At 33.8% G+C, this 22,180-nt stretch carries 19 protein-coding genes; 8 read left to right on the top strand and 11 right to left on the bottom strand.

What is annotated here, in order from left to right; all coding sequences use genetic code 11:
• Nucleotides 1-450 precede the first annotated feature (450 nt).
• The 9 genes from ilvA to ilvD all read right to left on the bottom strand — a co-directional run bounded on the left by ilvA (nucleotide 451) and on the right by ilvD (nucleotide 11,419).
• Entirely contained in the window at nucleotides 451-1,719 is a 1,269-nt protein-coding gene (gene ilvA / locus KA814_RS08450; protein WP_046206540.1) for a threonine ammonia-lyase IlvA, read from the bottom strand.
• Nucleotides 1,720-1,746: 27 nt separating this feature from the next.
• Nucleotides 1,747-2,322, bottom strand: coding sequence for a 3-isopropylmalate dehydratase small subunit (gene leuD / locus KA814_RS08445; protein WP_064210005.1), 576 nt, complete (start codon nucleotides 2,320-2,322; stop codon nucleotides 1,747-1,749).
• Nucleotide 2,323: 1 nt separating this feature from the next.
• Nucleotides 2,324-3,694, bottom strand: coding sequence for a 3-isopropylmalate dehydratase large subunit (gene leuC / locus KA814_RS08440; RefSeq protein ID WP_064210004.1), 1,371 nt, complete (start codon nucleotides 3,692-3,694; stop codon nucleotides 2,324-2,326).
• Between the two features lie 17 nt (nucleotides 3,695-3,711).
• Nucleotides 3,712-4,752 (bottom strand): 3-isopropylmalate dehydrogenase, encoded by a 1,041-nt coding sequence (gene leuB / locus KA814_RS08435; protein WP_064210003.1) that lies wholly within the window; start codon nucleotides 4,750-4,752, stop codon nucleotides 3,712-3,714.
• Nucleotides 4,749-6,284, bottom strand: a complete 1,536-nt coding sequence (locus tag KA814_RS08430) for a 2-isopropylmalate synthase (protein WP_064210002.1) — start codon at nucleotides 6,282-6,284, stop codon at nucleotides 4,749-4,751. The genes leuB and KA814_RS08430 overlap by 4 nt, the downstream gene beginning before the upstream one ends.
• A gap of 124 nt (nucleotides 6,285-6,408) precedes the next feature.
• Nucleotides 6,409-7,413 (bottom strand): ketol-acid reductoisomerase, encoded by a 1,005-nt coding sequence (ilvC, locus tag KA814_RS08425; RefSeq protein ID WP_046206535.1) that lies wholly within the window; start codon nucleotides 7,411-7,413, stop codon nucleotides 6,409-6,411.
• Nucleotides 7,414-7,457: 44 nt separating this feature from the next.
• Complete coding sequence (ilvN, locus tag KA814_RS08420; protein WP_046206534.1) at nucleotides 7,458-7,931, bottom strand: acetolactate synthase small subunit; 474 nt, start codon at nucleotides 7,929-7,931, stop codon at nucleotides 7,458-7,460.
• Nucleotides 7,928-9,718: a biosynthetic-type acetolactate synthase large subunit gene (gene ilvB / locus KA814_RS08415; protein WP_064210001.1), complete on the bottom strand. Its 1,791-nt coding sequence runs from the start codon at nucleotides 9,716-9,718 to the stop codon at nucleotides 7,928-7,930. Before ilvB ends, ilvN begins: the two co-directional genes overlap by 4 nt.
• 12 nt (nucleotides 9,719-9,730) lie before the next feature.
• Complete coding sequence (gene ilvD / locus KA814_RS08410; protein ID WP_064210000.1) at nucleotides 9,731-11,419, bottom strand: dihydroxy-acid dehydratase; 1,689 nt, start codon at nucleotides 11,417-11,419, stop codon at nucleotides 9,731-9,733.
• A 613-nt stretch (nucleotides 11,420-12,032) separates the two neighbouring features.
• Between ilvD and tsaE the strand changes: the two genes are divergently transcribed.
• The 5 genes from tsaE to KA814_RS08385 all read left to right on the top strand — a co-directional run bounded on the left by tsaE (nucleotide 12,033) and on the right by KA814_RS08385 (nucleotide 15,346).
• Entirely contained in the window at nucleotides 12,033-12,494 is a 462-nt protein-coding gene (gene tsaE / locus KA814_RS08405; RefSeq protein ID WP_064209999.1) for a tRNA (adenosine(37)-N6)-threonylcarbamoyltransferase complex ATPase subunit type 1 TsaE, read from the top strand.
• Nucleotides 12,475-13,137, top strand: a complete 663-nt coding sequence (gene tsaB, locus KA814_RS08400) for a tRNA (adenosine(37)-N6)-threonylcarbamoyltransferase complex dimerization subunit type 1 TsaB (RefSeq protein ID WP_064209998.1) — start codon at nucleotides 12,475-12,477, stop codon at nucleotides 13,135-13,137. Before tsaE ends, tsaB begins: the two co-directional genes overlap by 20 nt.
• The gene (rimI, locus tag KA814_RS08395) at nucleotides 13,110-13,574 is read left to right on the top strand and encodes a ribosomal protein S18-alanine N-acetyltransferase (protein ID WP_064209997.1); all 465 of its coding nucleotides are present in this window, start codon (nucleotides 13,110-13,112) and stop codon (nucleotides 13,572-13,574) included. Before tsaB ends, rimI begins: the two co-directional genes overlap by 28 nt.
• Entirely contained in the window at nucleotides 13,567-14,595 is a 1,029-nt protein-coding gene (gene tsaD, locus KA814_RS08390; protein ID WP_064209996.1) for a tRNA (adenosine(37)-N6)-threonylcarbamoyltransferase complex transferase subunit TsaD, read from the top strand. Before rimI ends, tsaD begins: the two co-directional genes overlap by 8 nt.
• Nucleotides 14,596-14,923: 328 nt before the next feature.
• Nucleotides 14,924-15,346, top strand: a complete 423-nt coding sequence (locus KA814_RS08385; RefSeq protein ID WP_064209770.1) for a VOC family protein — start codon at nucleotides 14,924-14,926, stop codon at nucleotides 15,344-15,346.
• A gap of 102 nt (nucleotides 15,347-15,448) precedes the next feature.
• Here KA814_RS08385 and KA814_RS08380 read toward each other — a convergent pair whose 3' ends face one another.
• Together KA814_RS08380 and KA814_RS08375 are read right to left on the bottom strand one after the other, a co-directional pair.
• A complete protein-coding gene (locus KA814_RS08380; protein ID WP_064209769.1) occupies nucleotides 15,449-17,050 on the bottom strand; it encodes a MutS-related protein in 1,602 nt (533 codons plus the stop codon).
• Nucleotides 17,051-17,395: 345 nt separating this feature from the next.
• On the bottom strand, nucleotides 17,396-19,324 hold the full coding sequence (locus tag KA814_RS08375) for an ABC transporter ATP-binding protein (RefSeq protein ID WP_064209768.1): 1,929 nt from the start codon (nucleotides 19,322-19,324) through the stop codon (nucleotides 17,396-17,398).
• 147 nt (nucleotides 19,325-19,471) lie between these two features.
• On the opposite strand from KA814_RS08375, the gene KA814_RS08370 reads away from it, so the two are divergent.
• From KA814_RS08370 to KA814_RS08360, 3 genes are all read left to right on the top strand, one after another.
• A complete protein-coding gene (locus KA814_RS08370; RefSeq protein WP_210122719.1) occupies nucleotides 19,472-20,113 on the top strand; it encodes a redox-sensing transcriptional repressor Rex in 642 nt (213 codons plus the stop codon).
• Between the two features lie 185 nt (nucleotides 20,114-20,298).
• Nucleotides 20,299-21,384, top strand: coding sequence for a YeeE/YedE family protein (locus KA814_RS08365; RefSeq protein ID WP_064209766.1), 1,086 nt, complete (start codon nucleotides 20,299-20,301; stop codon nucleotides 21,382-21,384).
• A 26-nt stretch (nucleotides 21,385-21,410) separates the two neighbouring features.
• A complete protein-coding gene (locus KA814_RS08360) occupies nucleotides 21,411-21,635 on the top strand; it encodes a sulfurtransferase TusA family protein (protein WP_019469551.1) in 225 nt (74 codons plus the stop codon).
• Nucleotides 21,636-22,180: the final 545 nt, after the last annotated feature.

Raw genomic sequence — 22,180 nt, 5'->3', positions numbered from 1 at the left:
TTTTTTTACATAAAAGGAGCTTAACTTCCAGTTCGAAGAACTGTAAACTGACAAAAGAAAGCGTTTGAAGCTGACGAAGTAAACGAGAGACGAAATGAGCTTACAAGCGGTAAGTGAGTGAGGAAAGCGTGAAACTGAGGAAAGATGCGAGCGCTTGTCTGAAGTCAGGGATGCTTCTTAGCGCCGAAGGTAGCTGACTTACGTTCCGCAAGAGTAGGTAAAGAGGAATACATGAGCTAAAGCTCATGTATAAGTCACACTATTCCAATAACATATAAATTTATAAGATATATAAGTGTGAAACGTAAAAATTAAAATTAAGAAGTGTGACTTTACAGGCAATCAAGACCCGAAAGGGTCTTTTTTTTACGTAAAAGGAGCTTAACTTCCAGTTCGAAGAACTGCAAGTGGTACTTTATATAAAATAAAAGTCTAGCATAAGCTAGACTTTTAAATTAATAGTGAATAAAGCATTTTGTTTTCGTTAATATAGATATTGGAAGGATCGAATTCATTGACATTCGACTTTAAGTTATCTAAATCTTGATGGTTATTTAATTGTATGCCGATGATGACAGTTCCTGTATTTTGAGAACTTTTCTTAAGGTACTCAAATTTAGTAATATCATCCTTTGGTCCAAGTACGTCATTTACAAATTCTCTTAATGCGCCAGGTCTTTGTGGGAAGTTGAGAATGAAGTAATGTTTCATTTCTTCAAATAATAAAGAACGTTCTTCGATTTCTTTCATACGGTTGATATCATTGTTGCCGCCACTTACAACACAAACAACTGTCTTACCTTTAATTTCTGAACGATATTGTTCTAATGCTGAAACACTTAAAGCACCAGCAGGTTCCGCAATAATTGCTTGTTTAGAATACATGTCCAAGATCGTTGAACAAACAGCGCCTTCATGTACTTGAATATAGTCATCTACTACATTTTTGGCAATATCATATGTGATTTCACCGACTTTTGCTACAGATGCACCATCCACAAATTTATCAATTTCAGGTAACGTTACTATTTGATTTTCTAGTACAACAGAGGCATACATACTACTCGCACCGGCAGGTTCTACGCCAATGATAGAAGTTTGTGGTGAATGTTCTTTGAAGTAAGTGCCTACCCCTGAAATTAACCCACCACCGCCTATAGCTGCGAATAAATAATCAAATTGAATGTTATCCTCTTTAGATTGTTTTAAAATTTCTTTAGCTAACGTACCTTGGCCAGCGATTGTATAAATGTTATTAAATGGATCGATGAAATTCATTTTATTATCTTGAGTATACGTAAGTGCCTCTTTTAGACAATCATCAAATGTATCGCCGGTAAGCACAACTTCAGCGTTACTACCACCAAAAAATTTCACCTGATTTATCTTTTGAAGAGGTGTAGTTACTGGCATAAATATAACAGCATTTAAATTAAGTTTGTTGGCAGTGTAAGCAACACCTTGTGCATGATTACCTGCACTTGCACATGTAATTCCGTTTTGTCTATCATTTTCATTTAACGCTATAATTGCGTTATAAGCACCTCTTAATTTAAAAGATCGAACCCATTGTAAGTCTTCTCTTTTTAAATAGACATCACAATCGTATTTAAGCGATAAGTAATGATCCTTTTGCAAAGGAGTTTCTTTAACAACATCTTTCAATTGTAAGAAAGCTTCATCTATATCTTTTGAAGAAACAGTTGTTTTGACAGCCATAAATTTCACACCTTTATTTAAGTTTCGTTAAAAAGCTTTTGACGTTTCATATGCTTGAATTTCATTTTCGAATTGTAGTGTTACAGCAATATCATCAAGTCCATTAACAAGTTTATTTTTCCACGTTTCATCAATAACAAAGTGAAATGTTTTATCATTCGCAGTCACAGTTTGATTAGGTAAATCAACAGTGACTTTACCTGCTTTGGCAATGTATTGACGTTCTTCTTCATTTAATACGATAGGTAACATCGCATTTTTAGTACAGTTCATATAAAAGATATCACTATAACTACCAGCAATAATAATATCAAAACCATAATCCTTAATTGCCCAAGCTGCATGTTCACGGCTCGAACCACAACCAAAATTATCCCCAGTTACTAAAATCGTGGCATCTTGGTATTCTGGCTTATTTGGATTGAAATCTGGATTGTCGGATCCATCCTCTAAGTAGCGCCATTCATCAAAAGCAAAAGGTCCAAAACCAGATTTAGAAATTCGTTTTAAATGTACTTTTGGTATGATTTGGTCAGTATCAATATTATCATGAAATAATGGAACAACTTTACCAGTATAGGTTGTGATAGGTTGGATTTCCATATTATACAACCACCTTTCTTACGTCTACAAACTTCCCGTTAATGGCTGCAGCAGCTGCCATAGCAGGGGAGACTAAGTGTGTTCGAGCCCCTTTGCCTTGGCGTCCTTCAAAGTTACGATTACTTGTTGATGCACAATGCACACCAGCAGGTACTTGGTCAGGGTTCATACCAAGACACATTGAACAACCAGGTTCTCTCCATTCAAATCCAGCATTTTTAAACACTTTATCAAGACCTAATTTTTCTGCTTCTATCTTTACTGTTCTAGAACCAGGAACGACGATTGCTGTAATATTAGGATGCACTTGATTTCCTTTTACAATATGGCTTGCTTCTATTAGATCAGATAGTCGAGCATTCGTACAAGAACCTAAAAATACATAACCTAAATCAATATCTTCTGCTTTTTGGCCAGGTTTTAGTCCCATATAGTTATAGGCCCGTTCATCATTAACATCATTAATTTCAGGAAATGGTGTATTAAAGCTAACACCCATTTCAGGGCTAGTACCCCAAGTAACTTGTGGTTCTAAATCAGAAACATCAAGTCGTATGATTTTATCAAAATTTGCATCATCATCAGTGTAAAGTTCACGCCATTCATCTACATCATATGCAAAGTTTGTTGCATAAGGTCTTCCTTTTACATATTCAAATGTAGTTTCATCAGGCGCCATCATCCCATACTTTGCACCAGCTTCGATCGCCATATTACAAATCGTCATTCTTGCTTCCATTGATAGACTACGAATAGTTTCACCTGAAAACTCAAGTGCATATCCAGTACCAAAATCAACACCATATTGGTTAATAAGATGTAAAATAATATCTTTTGCATATACGCCTGTAGGTAGTTTACCAGTAACATCAATTTTTAAATTTTTTGGCTTTGTTTGCCATAGTGTTTGTGTTGCAAAAACATGTTCGACTTCACTAGTTCCAATACCAAATGCAATAGCACCAAAAGCACCATGTGTAGCTGTATGAGAGTCTCCGCATACGATTGTTTTTCCAGGTTGTGTCAGTCCAGTTTCAGGACCAACCATATGCACGATACCTTGTTCGTCAGAACCCATATCAAAAATATGCACATCAAATTCTTCGGCATTTTTTTGAAGCGTTGTTATTTGTTTATTAGCAATTTCATCTTTAATATTAAAAATATCAACTGTTGGAACGTTATGGTCCAGCGTCGCATAGGTTAAATCAGGTCTGCGCAGCTTTCTATTTTGTAGTCTAAGTCCTTCAAAAGCTTGAGGAGATGTGACTTCGTGTATAAGATGTAGGTCTATATATAATAATTGTGGGTCACCTTCTTTACCGGTTAAGACATGCTTATTCCAAACTTTGTCAAATAGTGTTTTACCCATATGACATCTCCTCCTTTTTAAAGATTTTGTTTAATGAATTTAAAAATATCAGTCGTTTTATACTTACCATTGAGATCTTGAGTTGTTTTTTCATCTTCGATAAGTTGATAAATAACTGATTCTAATCTATGAGCAGCCTCTGGTGCATTAAGACTTTCTCTTAAACACATAACCACTGATAAAAGCATACCGAATGGATTTGCTATATCTTTATTTGCAATATCAGGTGCAGAACCATGAATGGGTTCATAAAGTCTTGGTCCTTTTTCACTAAAACTAGCTGATGGTGAAAGACCAAGCGAGCCAGGAATTACAGATGCCTCATCACTTAATATATCTCCAAATAAATTTTCTGTTACAATGACGTCAAATTGAGAAGGATTTGTAATGATATGCATTGCACAAGCATCTACAAGTAAATGATTAACTTCAACATCTGGATAGTCTTTAGATACATCATTTATTACATTTCTCCATAATTTACTGGAAGAAAGTACATTTTCCTTATCTACAGAAGTTAATTTTTTGCGACGGTTTTGAGCTAAATCAAAAGCAACTCTTGCAATTCGTTCTATTTCTGTACGTGTATAAGTTAAGGAATCTAAAGCTTTATCCTCATTCCAATGTTTTGGTTCACCAAAGTAAATACCACCTGTTAACTCTCTCACTAAAATAAAATCTGTACCAGCTACACGCTCTTTTTTAATAGGTGATAAGTGACTGGTACCACTCGTTACTGTAGTGGGGCGAATATTAGCAAATAGACCTAAAGCTTTTCGAATACCAAGCAGACCTTGTTCAGGTCTATTATTAGGGTCTGTCCATCTTGGGCCACCGACAGCACCCAATAGAATTGCGTCTGCTTGTTTACAAGCACTTAGTGTCGTATCAGGTAGTGGCGTACCATGATTATCTATAGCAATACCACCGAAATCATGCGTTTCTATTTCATAGTCGAAATTATAGATATTACTCAGTTGTGAAAGAATTTCTAGTGAACCATTTAAAATTTCCGGTCCAATCCCATCCCCGGGAAGTGCTACAATCTTATAACTCATGAGTGAATACCTTCTTTCACTTCTGAATTAGAAACGTATTTAGCATGTGCTTCAACATATGATTTACATGATGCTAATAAGATGTCATGATCAATACCTACACCAGTAACGATTTGATCTCCAATTTTAATTTGGACATGTACTTCTGCTTGTGCATCAGTACCTTCAGTTACAGATTCAATACGATAGTCTATAAGTTCAGTTTTGCGATTGAAAATTCGATCTACTGCATTATATACAGAAACAATTGATCCAGTACCAATACTTGAATCTTGATACGTATTTCCATCTTTATCTTGAATAACTACGACTGCACTTTGTAGTCCATTTGAGACGAATTGTAGTTGCAGAGCTTCAACTTTATAGATGGCATTTTGTTCATGTTCAGTTCCTTGAATTAAAGCGTGTATATCCCTGTCAGTAACAGACTTTTTCTTATCAGCAATTGTTTTAAATTGCTTAAATAGTTCTTTTTGTTCTTCGGCATCCACATCATATCCCAATGCAACTAATTTTTCTGAAAAAGCGTGTTTACCAGATAATTTACCGAGCGGTAATTCAGTTGTTTTGACGCCTACTAATTGTGGTGTCATAATCTCATAAGTTTCAGGATTTTTAAGAACACCATCTTGATGAATACCTGATTCGTGACTAAAAGCATTTTGTCCGACAATAGCTTTATTTCTTGGGACTCGAATTCCTGCATATCGTGCTATTAAATCAGATGTATTTTTAGTTTCTTCGAGATTTATTTGTGTTTGATTACCATAATGATCTTGTCGAACGTATAGGCCAAGTGCAACTTCCTCAAGGGCTGTGTTACCTGCACGTTCACCAATACCATTTAAAGTACCTTCAATGCGTTTTGCACCATTTTCAATTGCAGACATACTATTTGCAACAGCTAAGCCTAAGTCATCGTGACAGTGTGCACTATAAATAACTTCATGATTCGTTTTAATGCTTTCTTGGAGTGTTTTAAAAATTTTGCCATATTCTGTAGGGTAGCTGAATCCAACTGTATCAGGTATATTGATGACACTTGCTCCCGCATCAACTGCAGTTTGAACACATTCGATTAAGAAAGGTAGTTCCGTTCTTGTAGCATCTTCTGGTGAAAATTGAACGACGTCAAAATATTCTGTAGCATAAGCAACATGCTCTTTGATTGATGCTAACACTTCTTCTTTGGACATCATGAGTTTTGAGTCACGGTGAATAGGGCTAGTTGCTAAGAACACATGTATTCTAGGTTTTACTGCCTCTTTTGTTGATTGATACACTGCATCAATATCTTTTTTGACACAACGTGCTAAGCCACAAACAGCAGTGGTTGTTAATGTTTTAGAAATCGCTTCTACGGATTTAAAACTACCTGAACTTGAAGCAGGGAAACCAGCTTCGATGATATCAACACCCCATTTTTCAAGTTGTTTAGCAATTTTTAAGCGTTCATCGAAGGAAAAGTTTACGCCTGGCGTTTGTTCTCCGTCTCTTAGTGTCGTATCAAAAATTTGAATATGGCTAGTCATTTTAAACATCTCCTAATAAATAGATTTTAGTTCAATATGATGAATGAGCCGAACAATCTAAAATTGTCCTAAAAATTAAAGTAGGGGACTTCTCTTGATTCTTCAGGCATCACCATAAAACTAATTATTTTTCAATACTCTTGGATTTAATAAATGGCATCATCTCACGTAGGTCTCTACCAACCGCTTCAATTTGATGTCCATGTTGTTCTTCACGTAGTTTATGGAATTCTTCAAAATTATTTTCGTTATCTTTGATGAAACGATCGCTGAAGTTTCCTTGTTGAATATCGTTAAGTACTGCTTTCATATTATCTTTAACATCTGGAGTGATTACGCGTGGTCCTGATACATAGTCTCCAAATTCAGCTGTATTTGAGATTGAATAGCGCATGTTTTCCATGCCACCTTCATACATTAAATCAACAATTAATTTCATTTCATGTAAAACTTCAAAGTAAGCAATTTCTGGTTGATAACCAGCTTCAACTAATGTTTCAAAACCAGATTGAATTAGTTTTGTTGTACCACCACAAAGTACTGCTTGTTCACCGAATAAATCTGTCTCGGTTTCTTCTTTAAATGATGTTTCTAAAACCCCAGCACGAGTTGCACCAATACCTTTTGCGTAACTTAGTGCTAAATCAGTTGCTTCACCACTTGCATCTTGTTCAACTGCAAATAGGGCGGGTACGGCGCTACCTTCTGTGAAAGTACGTCTAACTAAATGTCCAGGCCCTTTTGGTGCTACTAAAAATACATCTACTGTTTCAGGTGGTTGAATAACATTAAAGTGAATATTAAAGCCATGTGCGAAAACAAGTGCATTATTTGGCTCTAAATTAGGTTCAATTTCTTCATTATATACTTGTCCTTGAATTTCATCTGGTAATAATACCATGATGACATCAGCCTGTTTTGCTGCCTCATTTACAGGATATACTTCGAAACCATCATCTTTTGCTTTGTCAAATGAACGACCTGGTCTGATGCCAATAATCACGTCATAGCCGTTATCTTTTAGGTTTTGCGCATGTGCATGTCCTTGTGAACCATAGCCGATGATGGCTACTTTTTTACCTTGTAATGCATCTTTCGTTACTGATTGGTCATAATAAACTGTTGTCATAATAAAATCCTCCATGTTTTAAATATAGTTTGATGAATTGTGTTTTAAACTAAACCGGCTGAACCAGTTCTTGAAACTTGTTCAATGTTATATGATGATAGATCATCTAATAAATTATCCATTGTATATTGTGGACCTGAGGCTTGAAGATAGGTGTAAGGATCCTCATTTTTTAAAATAGAGACTAGCGCATCATAAGGTTTAATTACTTTTTGTAAATCTTGATGGTTACTTGGTGTTTCTAATTTCACAAGCACTAATTCTCTGTTGTAAGTGTTTGTATCAGTGATGTCTTCTACATCAATAATATTTATTTGTTTTTCCAATTGGCTAATTAAGTTTCTTAAAACATCTGAATCTGGGACTTCCGCTACAAATGTGATATTAGAAACGCCATCTTCTCTCGTTGGAGTAACTGATAACGTGACAATGTTAAATTGCCTGCGAACAAAGATACTCGTTAATCTATTTAAAGTACCAGCTTTATCTAAAACTTTTGTTCTAAATGTGCGTCTCATAATAATCCCTCCATCTCATAATTAGCTTTACCGCTAGGCACCATTGGATTAACAGGTTCGATAGGTGAGATACGAACATCAATGAGAGCAGGCCCTTTGTGTTCAAAAGCAGCGTCTAGTTGTTCTTCTAAATGTGTTGGATCTTCGATAAGGAAACCTTTCACATTGTATGCTTCTCCCAATTTTAAGAAATCAGGTTGTCCATTAAATACGGAATGAGAGAAACGTTTGTTAAAGAATTTATCTTGCCATTGTTTAACCATACCTAACGTGCCGTTATTTATAATTACAACTTTTATGTCTAAATCGTATTCTTCTAGTATTGCTAACTCTTGATTGGTCATTTGGAAACCACCGTCGCCAACAAAAGCTACGACTGTTTTATCAGGTTCAGCTAATTTTGCACCTATTGCTGCAGGTATGCCAAAGCCCATTGTTCCTAAGCCACCACTCGTAACTAATTGACCGTGATTTTTAAATGGATAATATTGGGCAACCCACATTTGATGTTGACCGACATCAGTTGTAACAACTGCGTCACCTTTAGTAATTTCTCCTATATATTCAATAGTACGTTGTGGTTTTGAAAATGTACCATCTGGATCTTCTTTGTATGCAAAAGGTTGCTCTGCTTTATTGTTAAAGCATGTTTCTAACCAGTCATCATGGTTGATTGAATAGCTGTCGAATTCAAGTAATGCTTCTAAAGTTGCTTTACAATCTGCAACAATACCTAAATCAACTTTGATTATTTTATTTATTTCTGATGGATCAATGTCGATATGAACAATTTTTGCATTAGGTGCAAATTCATCTGGTTTACTTGCAAGTCTGTCATCAAAACGACTGCCAAAGTTTATAAGTAAATCACAATCTGTTAATGCCATATTGCTTGCGTATGATCCGTGCATTCCCCCCATACCTAAAAATAGGGGATTTTCATATGGTATGGCACCTAACCCTAATAAAGTACTAACTACAGGCAATTGATGTCGTGTAACAAATTCAGTGAAAACTTCATTAGCCTTAGCGTGATTTACACCAGCTCCTGATAAAACCACAGGTTTTTTAGAAGATTTTAAATAATCACGTAATTTTTGAATTTCTGTTTTGTCTGGTTGATTAGGAACTGAATAACCAGGTAGGTTCAATTCGTTTGATACTTCTGCGTTAGTAGATAAGATTCCCATATCTTTTGGGAAGTCAATAACGACTGGTCCTTTTCTTCCTGAGTTTGCTACGTGAAATGCCTCATGGATTATCTTAGGTATTTCATTTACATTTTTAATCTGATAATTATGTTTAGTTATCGGTGTAGTCATTGAAAGCAAGTCTGCTTCTTGGAAAGCATCTTTCCCTATACCAGCTGTTGCAACTTGACCTGTGATAACGACAAGCGGTAGTGAATCACTATAAGCATCAGCAATACCAGTGATTGCATTTGTTGCTCCAGGACCACTTGTAACGACAACGACACCAGTTTTTCCAGAAACACGCGCATAACCCTCAGCAGCGTGTGAAGCACCTTGTTCATGTCTCGCTAGAATGTGTTTAATTTTCCCATCATAAAATGTGTCATATAGTGGAAGTACAGCACCACCAGGGTAACCAAATATAAAATCTACATCTTCATTTACAAGTGAATCTACTAATAATTCTGAACCAGATTTCATTTCATCAATTGTTTCTTTTTCTAATTCAACTTCGGTCTCAATTGCTTCTGCTGTTTCAAAATAATCTAAATTTTCTGATTTTTCATATTCAAGTATTTCAGTTTGTTTAGACATCATACTCACTCCTTAAATGAGATCTTCAGGTACTTGCATAATACCACCAGTATTAGCACTCGTTACTAATGCTGTATAGCGTGCAAGATAACCTGTTTTCACTTTTGCTTTAAATGGTTTCAAGTTTTGTTTTCTAGATTCTAATACTTCGTCTGTAACTTCTACATTTAATGTTCTGTTTGTTAAATCAATTGTGATATCGTCGTTGTTTTCAATTAAAGCGATAGGTCCACCCGCCGCTGCTTCTGGTGAAATATGACCAACAGCAATACCTCGTGTTGCTCCGGAAAATCTACCATCAGTGATTAATGCAACGTCTTTACCTAACCCTCTTCCTACAATAGATGATGTAGGGGCCAACATTTCCGGCATTCCTGGTCCACCTTTAGGGCCTTCATACCTAATCACAACCACATGACCTTCACGTACTACGTGATTGTCAATTGCTTCAACTGCTTCATCATGTGAATCAAAACAAATTGCTTTTCCTTTAAAGACTTTAATTGAAGGATCAACACCACCGACTTTGATAACCGCACCTTTAGGAGCTAAGTTACCATAAAGGATTGAAAGGCCACCTTGTTTATCGTATGGATTATCAAGGTGTCTGATTACATCACTATTTAATATCTCTTTGTGTTCGTTATTTTCACGAAGTGTTTTACCTGTGGCTGTAATTCTGTCTGGATGAAGTGTACCTTCTTTTTTAAATAATTCGTTAATGATAGCTGGAACGCCACCAGCTTCATGTACATCATGCATAGAATAGGAAGAACTTGGTGCTATTTTTGACAAATAAGGCGTTTTTTTCGCAATTTCATTTATTCTTGATAAGTCATAATCAATGCCAGCTTCATTTGCAATCGCTAATGTGTGTAGTACTGTATTGGTAGATCCCCCCATAGCCATGTCTAAAGCAAATGCGTCATCAATTGCTTCTTTAGTAACAATATCTCTTGGTTTAATGTCATTTTTGATATTATCAACAAGTTTAAATGCTGCTTCTCTAATCATTTCTCTACGTTGGTCACTTACTGCTAGGGCTGTTCCGTTATATGGGAGAGCTAAGCCTAAAACCTCCATTAAACAATTCATTGAATTTGCTGTAAACATACCAGAACATGAACCACAAGTAGGGCAAGCATTTTGTTCCATATCTAAAAACTCATCTTTTGAAATTGAACCATCTTTAAATGCTCCAACTGCTTCAAACATTGAAGAAAGTGTTAATGCTTTACCTTGTGATGATAAACCTGCTTTCATAGGTCCACCTGAACAAAAAATAGCTGGAACATTGGTTCTTACAGCTGCTAGTAACATGCCAGGTGTAATCTTGTCACAGTTCGGTATGTAAAAGACACCATCAAACCAGTGTGCATTGATAACTGTTTCTGCAGCATCGGCAATAATTTCTCTAGATGGCAGTGAATATCTCATTCCAATATGTCCCATTGCAATACCATCATCTACACCGATTGTGTCAAATTCAAAGGGGATGGCACCTGCTTCTCGAATTGCTTCTTTAGCAATGTCAGCTAATTCTCTTAGGTGAACGTGTCCTGGTACAATGTCGATATATGAATTACATATAGCTACGAAAGGCTTATTCATATCTGTTGGTTTTTCTAAAGCGCCTGTTGCATGCAAAAGGCTTCTTGCTGGAGCTTGATGATCTCCTTTTTTGATCATATCGCTTCTCATATTAATTCCCCCATAAATTTGAAAATAAAAAAGCGTCCCAATAAATAATTGGGACGCTTTCAAGTCCCATTCAACTAGAAATAGGACTTAAACATTTAGTAGATTCTTTACTAAAGTTCCAGTCCTAATAGCATAATAAAATGACTAAAATATTTGAAGTTGTTGGTTGGTATTGCATTGTATATTTGGTCATCTTATTATGCTCCTTTCCGTTAGAATGGTTTATCTGTTAATGTATTAAATTGAATTGTCTAAAAATTCGATAAATTAAATTTACTATATTGAACTTGTGCTGTCAATGATTTTTTTAAATTTTCTATCAATTCAAATAATTTCAAAATGTTGGAACTTGTTTTAGTTTGAAGTAAAATAAGGAAAAATTTGTTAAACTATAGTAGTTAATTTAATGATAATAAAGTATTAAAGTAATAGATGATCATTTAGTGCTGATAAAAATCAATAAGAAAGTAGTCACTTTTAATGTTAGTGAATTTAAAACTTTTCTTATTCATCATTATTGATTTGGAAGTAAATAGAAATACTTGAGCGATGCACAAGCATATGCGACACTAATCCAATCGATTTGGAAGTGTCGTTAAAAAAGGAGAGACATATGATTAAAATAAATGATTTAGAAAGTATGGAACATTTTGCAAAATTGTTAGCGAAACATTTATCTGCAGGGGACATTATTTTATTAAATGGTGATTTAGGTGCTGGTAAGACAACATTAACGCAATTTATTGGTAAAGCTATGGGCGTAAAACGCAATATAAATTCTCCAACGTTTAACATCATTAAATCTTATCAAGGAAATGCATTTAAGTTACATCATATGGATTGCTATAGATTAGAAGATAGTGAAGAAGATTTGGGATTTGATGAATATTTTGAAGATCAAGCTGTCACATTGATTGAGTGGAGTGAATTTATCGAATCATTTTTACCAAATAATCACCTAACTATAAATATTAAAACCATAAATGAAACGACAAGAAATATAGAGATGAAAGCAGTAGGTCAACATTACAAAACGTTAAAGGAGGCCGTTGAATATGATTTATCTGTTGATTGATACATCTAATCAACCGTTGTCTGTTGCAGTTATGCAAAATAATGTAGTACTAGGTGAAATCAATACTAACGTGAAGCAAAATCATTCTACTCAGTTAATGCCGGCGATTCAACAGTTGTTTCATGAGAGTGGAATTGCAAAAGAAGAAATAAATGCGATTATTGTCGCGCAAGGACCTGGCTCTTATACTGGACTTAGAATTGGCGTAACGGTTGCTAAAACTTTGGCCTATGCATTGAATGCTGAACTATATGGTGTTTCTTCGCTAAAAGCGTTAGCTGCAACTGTTCAAGACGATGAACGACTTTTGGTGCCGATATTTGATGCACGTAGAGAAGCAGTATACAGTGGAGTTTATCGATATAATGGAAATCAATTGCTCCAAGTAGAAGAAGATCAATATTTACCAATACAAGAACTTCTCAACTTATTACATAGAATGGGAAAACCATATGTATTTGTTGGCATAGACACTGAAAAAGTAAAAGATTTATTAGATAGTGATTGCATACCTAATATACCAAAAGCAAAATATATGAAGCATTTAGTTGAAACTACTGAAGATATACATCAATTTAAACCCAATTATATTAAATTGTCAGAGGCCGAAAGAAATTGGTTAAACCAACAGAAAAAGAACTAAATATACGCTTGATGACTATGAAGGATGTACCTCAAGTATTTGATATTGAAAGAAATAGTTTTAACAACAGTAGTTGGACAATCGATGCTTTTTATCATGAAATAGAACAGAATGAGTTTGCACATTATTTTATAATTGAGTTTAATAATGTGATTATTGGTTATATTGGCATTTGGATAGTGATAGATCAAGCGCAGATTACAACAGTTGCGATAGATGAATTATATAGAGGCTATGGATTAGGACAATTATTATTAAAATATGCGATGAATTATGTACAAACCAAATGTGAAATTATGAGTTTAGAGGTTCGGATAGATAATGTGGTGGCACAACATGTGTATACAAATTTAGGATTCCAATTTGGAGGCAAACGTAAGAACTATTATGGTGAAGGTGAGGATGCAATAGTGATGTGGGTGAATTTAAATGAGTAATCAAACATTGATTTTAGCAGTTGAGTCAAGTTGTGACGAAACAAGTGTAAGCATTATTAAGCAAGGCACAGAAATTTTAAGTAATATTGTATTGAGTCAAATTGAAAGTCATAAGCGATTTGGAGGTGTGGTACCTGAGGTCGCTAGCCGGCACCACGTGGAAGGTATTACAACGACAATTGATCAAGCATTATATGAAGCAAATGTATCCATGGAAGATATAGATGCAGTAGCGGTAACTCAGGGTCCTGGACTCATAGGTGCATTGTTAGTAGGCATTAATGCAGCTAAGGCGTTAGCTTTTGCTTACGATAAACCATTGATACCTGTACATCATATTGCAGGACATATTTATGCGAATCATTTAGAACAACCATTACAATTTCCTTTAATAGCATTAATCGTGTCAGGTGGGCATACTGAACTAGTATACATGAAAGATCATTTGAATTTTGAAGTCATAGGAGAAACTAGAGATGATGCTGTTGGCGAAGCCTATGATAAAGTGGCGAGAACGATTGGTTTAGGCTATCCAGGTGGGCCACAAGTTGATCGATTAGCTGCAAAAGGTCAAGATAGCTATAATTTCCCGAGAGTTTGGTTAGAGGCTAATAGTTACGATTTTAGTTTTAGTGGATTAAAAAGTGCAGTCATAAATAAATTGCATAATTTACGACAAAAAGGAGCTGAAATAAAACCTGAAGATGTAGCAACGAGTTTTCAAAATAGTGTTGTCGAAGTTTTAGTTGGCAAAGCAGTGTCAGCTTGTGAGGCATATGATGTGAAACAGTTAATTATTGCGGGTGGTGTCGCCAGTAATAAAGGTTTAAGAGCAGCGCTTGATAAATCCTGTAAGCAACATGAGATTAATTTGCGAATACCGAGCCCAAAACTTTGTACAGATAATGCTGCTATGATTGGTGCTGCAGCACATTATTTATATCAAGCTGGATATGTTGGTGACATGTCATTAAATGGATTTAATGATATGGATATAGAGCAATTTTCAATAAACAATTAAACTTGATAGGATGAACATTTAAAAATGTAATCACTTCATTTAGTGTAATATTAACTTAATATGATATTATCTCTATAAAAATGGATACAGCTTAGATTAATTATATATGAAATTAGGAAGTAGGAATATTAAATCAATGTTTGATGTTTCTACTTCTTTTTTAAAAGTTTAATGCTATGTATTTCGTTAAATAAAAAAATATGTACATTATAAATATTATTAAGTTCAAATGTTTAAATATTAAAAAAGGGGTATATATTTTAATGTATAGTCATACTATATAGAATAATGTAAATTTAGAATTACATTATCAGGAGGCGGCTTATCAATGAAATCAGTTCAGTATTTTAATTTTGAAAATAGTTTAGCAGCATTAGACTTTTATGAAAAAAATTTAGGTGCCACAGATATTCAACGTATTGGTGGTGACCATGAAATGTTTAAAGATATGCCAGAAGAATTCCAAGTAGACAAAAACTTTACAATGAATGCTTCATTTAAAGTTTTAGGTGAAACATTTTATTGTAGTGACACATGGAAAAATAAAAAAATCGATAATAGTGGTGCAATTGTAACATTTACATTTGATCACAGTAATGAAGCGGATAAACAACTAGCCATCGATTTCTTTAACAATGCAATAGCAGCTGGTTGTGAAGAGGCAATGCCGTTAGGTAAAACGGAGTGGTCAGAATTATATGGCATGTTTAATGATCCTTTCGGTATTACTTGGATGATTAATGCTGAATAAAATAGTTAAAGCAAATAAAGGAACAATGAAGCGAATATAAACTTCATTGTTCCTTTTCTGTATTTATTAGCGCATTTATAGTTAAATGATTCGGTCTAAGACTTAAAGGAATTGATTGGAGGATGTTTTAGCACGTGTATATACTTGATTAGGAAATTTTAAGATTCTTAATAATTCAATTGCATTTCTTGTATCTGCTTTGCCAGGTTTAATTTTAAAATCAAAAGCAATCTCATTTTCATAAATGGTTTCGTTAAAGTGAAAGTTTTTGTACTGATATTCTAATAATGTAGCTAATTCAATATCATGGGTCGCAGCTATGATTTCGTAATTTTGGCTATTGCCTAAATAATTTAACACGGATTCAGAAGCGGCAATTCGTTCTGTTGTATTAGTCCCTTTAAATATTTCATCAATGAAGCAATAAATTTTATCCTCTGTTTTTAAATCAAACAATCGTTTAATAGATTTGATTTCTGTCATAAAATAACTATCGCCAGACAAGATATCATCTTGGTTCACCATGGAGGTGAAAATTAAGCCAGTTTTATATTTAAAGTACTTTGCTGTAACTGTATTTATCGTTTGAGCGAGTAAAAGATTTAAGGCGATTGCTTTCATAAATGTTGACTTGCCTGACGCGTTCGAACCAGTTAATAATATATGACTATTAATTACTAAATCATTAGAAATAGCATCGACAAGCAGTGGGTGTGTAAGTGCTTCAAATTCTACTGAATCATCATTACTTGCTTGAGGCAATGCATATTGTGTTAATGTTTCTCTCCACAATGCTATTGCATAGTGATTGTCTATACTTCCTATATATTCATAACACGCCATAACTTCAGCTTCATATTTTTTAAAGCTATGTTGTATTAAATGGAAGATATGGTAGTCCAACATAAATATTGCTTTTAATAAGAATGCAAATACCATAGAATCTTCTGCTGTATTTACTCTTCCCAATAGACCACTTAGCCTACGAGCAACTTTAAAATGACTAAAGTCAACATCAATGGTAGGGGCACCATCTATTTTGTGAATTGCATAAGCCTTTTTAATAACATTTGATGTATAAAATAATGAATTTAAGTCTTGATCAAATGTCCTTTTGAGTACGCCACTTAAAATCATATTAAATATAGCAACAAGTATAGTTAAAAGAATACCGATTTCAGGTTTTAAAAATGCAAACAGTAAAAAGACTAACGGTAAATATGTAGTCAACATATACAGATGATTGCGTTTCACTGTGGTTAGTTGATCAGGGAACGTTGGATAAATTGCTTTACCGATTTTAGCAAGGTGGGTCGATATCTTTAGTCGAAAAAGTTCGTCATTTTTAAATTTTTGAATTAACATCTGATTATGAATGGTAAACATTTTCCTTAAAGTTGCATATAAACGCATCTCACCAATAGCAGTGAAATTAAAGTTCATGCTGTCGAAAAGGGCTTTTAAATTCAAGTCTGCGTAAGTTTTATCATCTATCAGATTTGTTTCATCAAACTGGTGTTTATATGTATCGAATTGATAACTATACCTGTGATTTGGTCGTACAAAAGATTCTAAAGGCTTTCTTAAGGACCATAAAGGTTTGATATCATGTATTAACTTTTTATTGGCAATGATTGTTGTGATAATAAATAAAAGAGTTGTTCCAATTATTAAAGCGATTAGGAACCAAAGAATAGGAAACATAAGTTTCACCTCATACTAGATTAATATGCTTTATTATGTCATGAAATAAATTGATATACAAATCGCTATTTAAGTTAAATATTTATAGATGTCAATAGAGAACGTGCGTACTTATCAACAATTAGTGTATAACTTGTTGATAAGTCGTGGGCAAATGTGTGGACATACATTGTTTTCTGAATATTCATTGGCGAAAAAGTAACATTTTACCTGTGTATAACTAGGATAACTCTGTGGATAGCTTTGATGATAGGGTTAAAGTTGTGAATAGTTAATGTGTAAAAAGTTAATAAAAAAGTACGAAAAATGAATTTTTCATTTTCGTACTTTTAGTTCAAATATGCTTTAAATTAACTTTTCTTGTAATTCTGCCCATTCTGACATAACTTGTTCTAATGCTTGTTCGTTATTTTCTTTCTCGTTAGCTAAACGCTTTGCTTCCTCTGGATCACTGTATATATCTGGTAGAGTTAGCATTTCATTGATTTCATTGATTTTAGTTTCAAAGTTATCTATTTTAGTTTCGCATTCATCAATTTGTCTTTCAATTTGGCGTTGTTCACGTTTTTGAAGTTTTTGATCGGTATAATGATCATTTTGTGATTCTATTGGTTTTGTTTGATGTGAAGTTTCATTTTCCTTTTTAGCTTGAATTGCTTCATTTTCTTCTTTCTTCTCAATAAAATATTGATAATTGCCTAAATACATAGTGCCACCATGAATGTCCAAATCATAAACTTTGTTTGCAAGTTGATTGATAAAATAACGATCGTGAGAAACAAATAAAATCGTACCTTCAAAATGATCCAATGCTTGCTCTAACATTTCTTTTGAATCTATATCGAGATGATTTGTAGGTTCATCTAAGATAAGTACATTGTTACGCTCAAGCATTAATAAAGCTAATTGCAATCTAGCTTTTTCACCGCCAGAAAGGTCATTAATGATTTTTTTAACATCTTCTTGTACAAATAAAAATCGGCCGAGTACTGCGCGAATATCTTTTTCATTCATTGAAGGGTATTGGTCCCACAGATAATCTAGTATTGTTTTACTAGATTTGAATTCAGCTTGTTTTTGGTCATAGTAACCGATTTTTAAATTTGCACCAGTAGTGATTTCTCCGTTCAATTTCGGTTGAATACCTGCAATTGTTTTGATTAAAGTTGATTTTCCAATACCGTTAGGCCCAATAATGGCGATATGGTCTCCTTTAGTCACTTCAATATTGATACCTTTGGTAACTGGCTGCTCATATCCAATATCTAAATCTTTGATATGGAAAACATCATTTCCTGTATTTCTATCAAAGTCAAATTGGATATTAGCACTTTTGGCATCAACCATTGGTTTATTGATTCTTTCCATTTTTTCAAGCATTTTTCTACGGCTTTTTGCCATACCAGTAGTTGAAGCCCTTGCTATATTTTTCTCAACAAAAGTTTCTAAGCGTTTAATCTCATCTTGTTGACGTTCATATTCTTGCATGCGTTTTTCATAATACTTATCTCTTTTTTCAATAAATTGTTTATAATTACCTATATAATGTTGCACATCGCCAAGGGCTACATCATAGATTTGATTGACTATTTTATCTAAAAAATATCTGTCATGGCTAATGATAACAATAGCACCTTTAAAATAGTTTAAATAACTTTCTAACCATTGTGTTGTTTCCATATCCAAATGGTTAGTAGGTTCATCAAGTAATAATAAATCAGGTTCACTTAATAACATTTGGGCTAATGAAAGCCTAGTTTTTTGACCACCACTAAAATCATTAATAGGGCGATTGAAATCCGCTTCAGTAAAATTCAGTCCATGGAGAACGGTTTTTATTTTACTTTCATATTGATATCCATCCTGTTGTTCGAATTCATTGGATAAATATTCATAACGATCGATATGACTTTTATATTCGTCTGTATCATATGCATTTGCATGTTGTGCTAACCAATCTGTTTCTTTTTTCATTTCAGCTTCTAGCTTTTTCATATTTTCAAAAGGTTTAGACATTTCTTCAATCACAGTTTGGTTTGTGTTGAGTGTCATTTGTTGTGTTAAATAACCAAGTTTTAAATTTTTACTTTTTGAAATATGTCCACTATCATAACCTTCGACGCCAGCAATAATTTTCATTAATGTAGATTTACCAGCACCGTTACGTCCTACGATACCAATACGTTCACCAGTTTTCACTTCAAAATCTACATTGTTAAAAATATCTTCTCCGTCGAATGATTTAGTAATGTCATTTAATTGTAATAATATCATCCGATTTTGCACCTCTCTATTCATTATCATTCTACCGTATTCTGCGTGTTGTTAAAACTACCAGTGTTTATTTTTATAATGTATTAATGTATAATGTTGTAGTAATTATAAGATTAATTAGACATTATAGTATAGGAGGACAAGATCTTGGCTAACCAAAGCGAAAAGATTCCTCGTGCCACGTTAAAACGGTTACTGTTATATTATAGATTCGTCAATACTTTGAAATCTAAAGGGATAGACAGAGTTAATTCTAAAACAATTAGTGAAGGTTTGAACATTGATTCTGCAACAATTCGTCGTGATTTTTCTTATTTTGGTGAATTAGGCAAAAAAGGGTATGGTTATAATATTGATAGCTTGTTACATTTTTTTAAAAATGAAATAAGTGAAAATGATGAAATTAAAATAGCCATCGTAGGTGTAGGGAACCTAGGTAAAGCATTACTAACATATAATTTTTCTATTCATGATGAAATGACTATTACAGAGGCGTTCGATATACGAGATGATGTGATAGGAACACAAATAGGCAATGTGGTTGTAAGCCCATTTTCGAAAATCACCGATGTCTTAAAGCAAGAGCAAATTGATGTCGTGATATTAACAACGCCTGAAAATGCAGCACAACAAGTTGCAGATACATTAGTTGGAGTTGGCATTAAAGGGATTTTAAATTTTACACCAACACGTGTTTATACGCCATCAGATGTTCAAGTTCATCATATTGATTTAGGGATTGAACTACAATCTTTACTTTTCTTTATGAAAAATTACAGTAATAAATAATAATTTTTAATATTAACTTTGTATAGATGCAAACATTTTTGATGTTTAGTTGTCTATGCAAAGTTTTTTTACTAGCAAGTTTTCATAGCACATCTTTTCATAAGACTTAAAACAGAAAGGTTGAAATTTCACTGTAAATCTAATATGATAATTCATATTGATTTCATCGGAAAAGAGGTAATGTTATGACGTGGTTAGTAATCAGTGGCTTAATCGTAGGCGGGCTTTTGGGGTTTGTCATGCAACGTACACGGTTTTGTCTTGCTGGTGGATTTAGGGATATGTATATCCAAAAAAGTAATAAAATGTTTTATGCCTTATTAATAGCAATATCCGTTCAAAGTATCGGACTACTCGTTTTAACTTCAACAGGGTTAGTGCAAATACCAGAGTCCACATATCCAATCATAGGTACGGTTATTGGCTCATTTATTTTTGGTATTGGCATTATATTAGCAGGCGGTTGTGCAACTGGCACATGGTATAGAGCAGGAGAAGGATTAATTGGTAGTTGGATAGCACTTATTGCATATGCATTTACATCAGCTGCTACTAAATTTGGTTTATTATTACCTTTAATGGACGGTATCAATAAACCTACTAATGTAAATACAAGTATGGCTCAAACTACAGGTATTCCTACATGGATTTGGGTCACTTTATTAACAATGATAACGCTCATATTTGTTGTAAAAACACTACGCAAACCAAAACCCAAATTTGCCGTACCAAAGTTAAAACAAAAATTTACAGGAATTCGCTATTATTTATTTGAAAAAAAATACCATCCATTTGTTGCAGCTATTGCAGTTGGACTCATTGCATTATTGGCTTGGCCAGTGAGTGAATCTACTGGTAGAATGTACGGTTTAGGCATTACAACACCATCTGCAAACATTGTTCAATTCTTTGTAACTGGTGATGTCCAACTATTAGATTGGGGTGTCTTTCTTGTTTTAGGTATCTTTGCTGGTTCTTATATTGCAGCAAAAGGTGCTAGAGAATTTAAGTGGAGATTACCAGATAAAAAAACAATCCGCAATAGTGTTATTGGTGGCGTATGTATGGGATTTGGTGCATCAGTAGCAGGCGGTTGCTCTATCGGAAATGGTTTAGTTGAAACAGCTACAATGTCTTGGAAAGGTTGGATCGCGCTTGCATCAATGATATTAGGTGCTTGGTTTATGAGTTACTTCATATTTATCAAACCAATGAAAAAAGCTCAAAAATCTACAACGCAAAAAGTTTCTACACAAACACAGACGACGTAAATTTTATTTTTTAGGAGGATTTCATTATGGTATATGAATTAGGTACAGTAGGTATGGTTTGTCCTTTTCCTTTGATTGAAGCACAGAAGAAAATGACTACTTTAGAGAACGGGGACGAATTAAAAATTGATTTTGATTGTACCCAAGCAACTGAAGCAATTCCAAATTGGGCAGCTGAAGAAGGTTACCCAGTTACTAATTATGAACAACTTGATGATGCTTCTTGGACAATCACTGTTCAGAAAGCTTAGTGATATAAAACTAAATTTGGATATCTGAATAAGATAAAACACAATGCTATATGAAGTGATTTCACTTCGTTAAAGGCTGACTACAGAAAAAAAGTCCGAGACATATTTTATGTTTCGGACTTTATTTAGTTCTATAAAAATTTCTCATTTAGTTACACGCGTTGTAAGGTTAAACGAGGTTAGTCCGAGTTGAACTATTTATAAATTTACTTAAAACTAACAAAGTATATTGATGATTTTTTGAAAGTGTTATTCATAAAGTTGTCAATTGTTAAAAGTGTTTATAAAGCAAGTTGACTTTGATTTTTAATAGTATTTAAAGGGATTACAATATGATAAAATAGAGGATGTTTACAGTGCCAAGTAGATTGATTGGAAGAGATAGTAAAAATGATTTACATATCAAAGCGAATTGTCTGTCAGATGATAGAATATCATTTCAATTACAGTCTATATGAATATTTATGATGTCAAAATAATGTGCGAAAAGTTAAATTAAGGCATTTAATAAAGCTATACTAATATTAATATTAAGTTAGAAACTA

The organism is Staphylococcus sp. GDY8P196P (assembly GCF_017891705.1).
GTDB lineage: Bacteria > Bacillota > Bacilli > Staphylococcales > Staphylococcaceae > Staphylococcus > Staphylococcus ureilyticus.
This window is presented reverse-complemented; position numbering and strand designations above follow the sequence as displayed.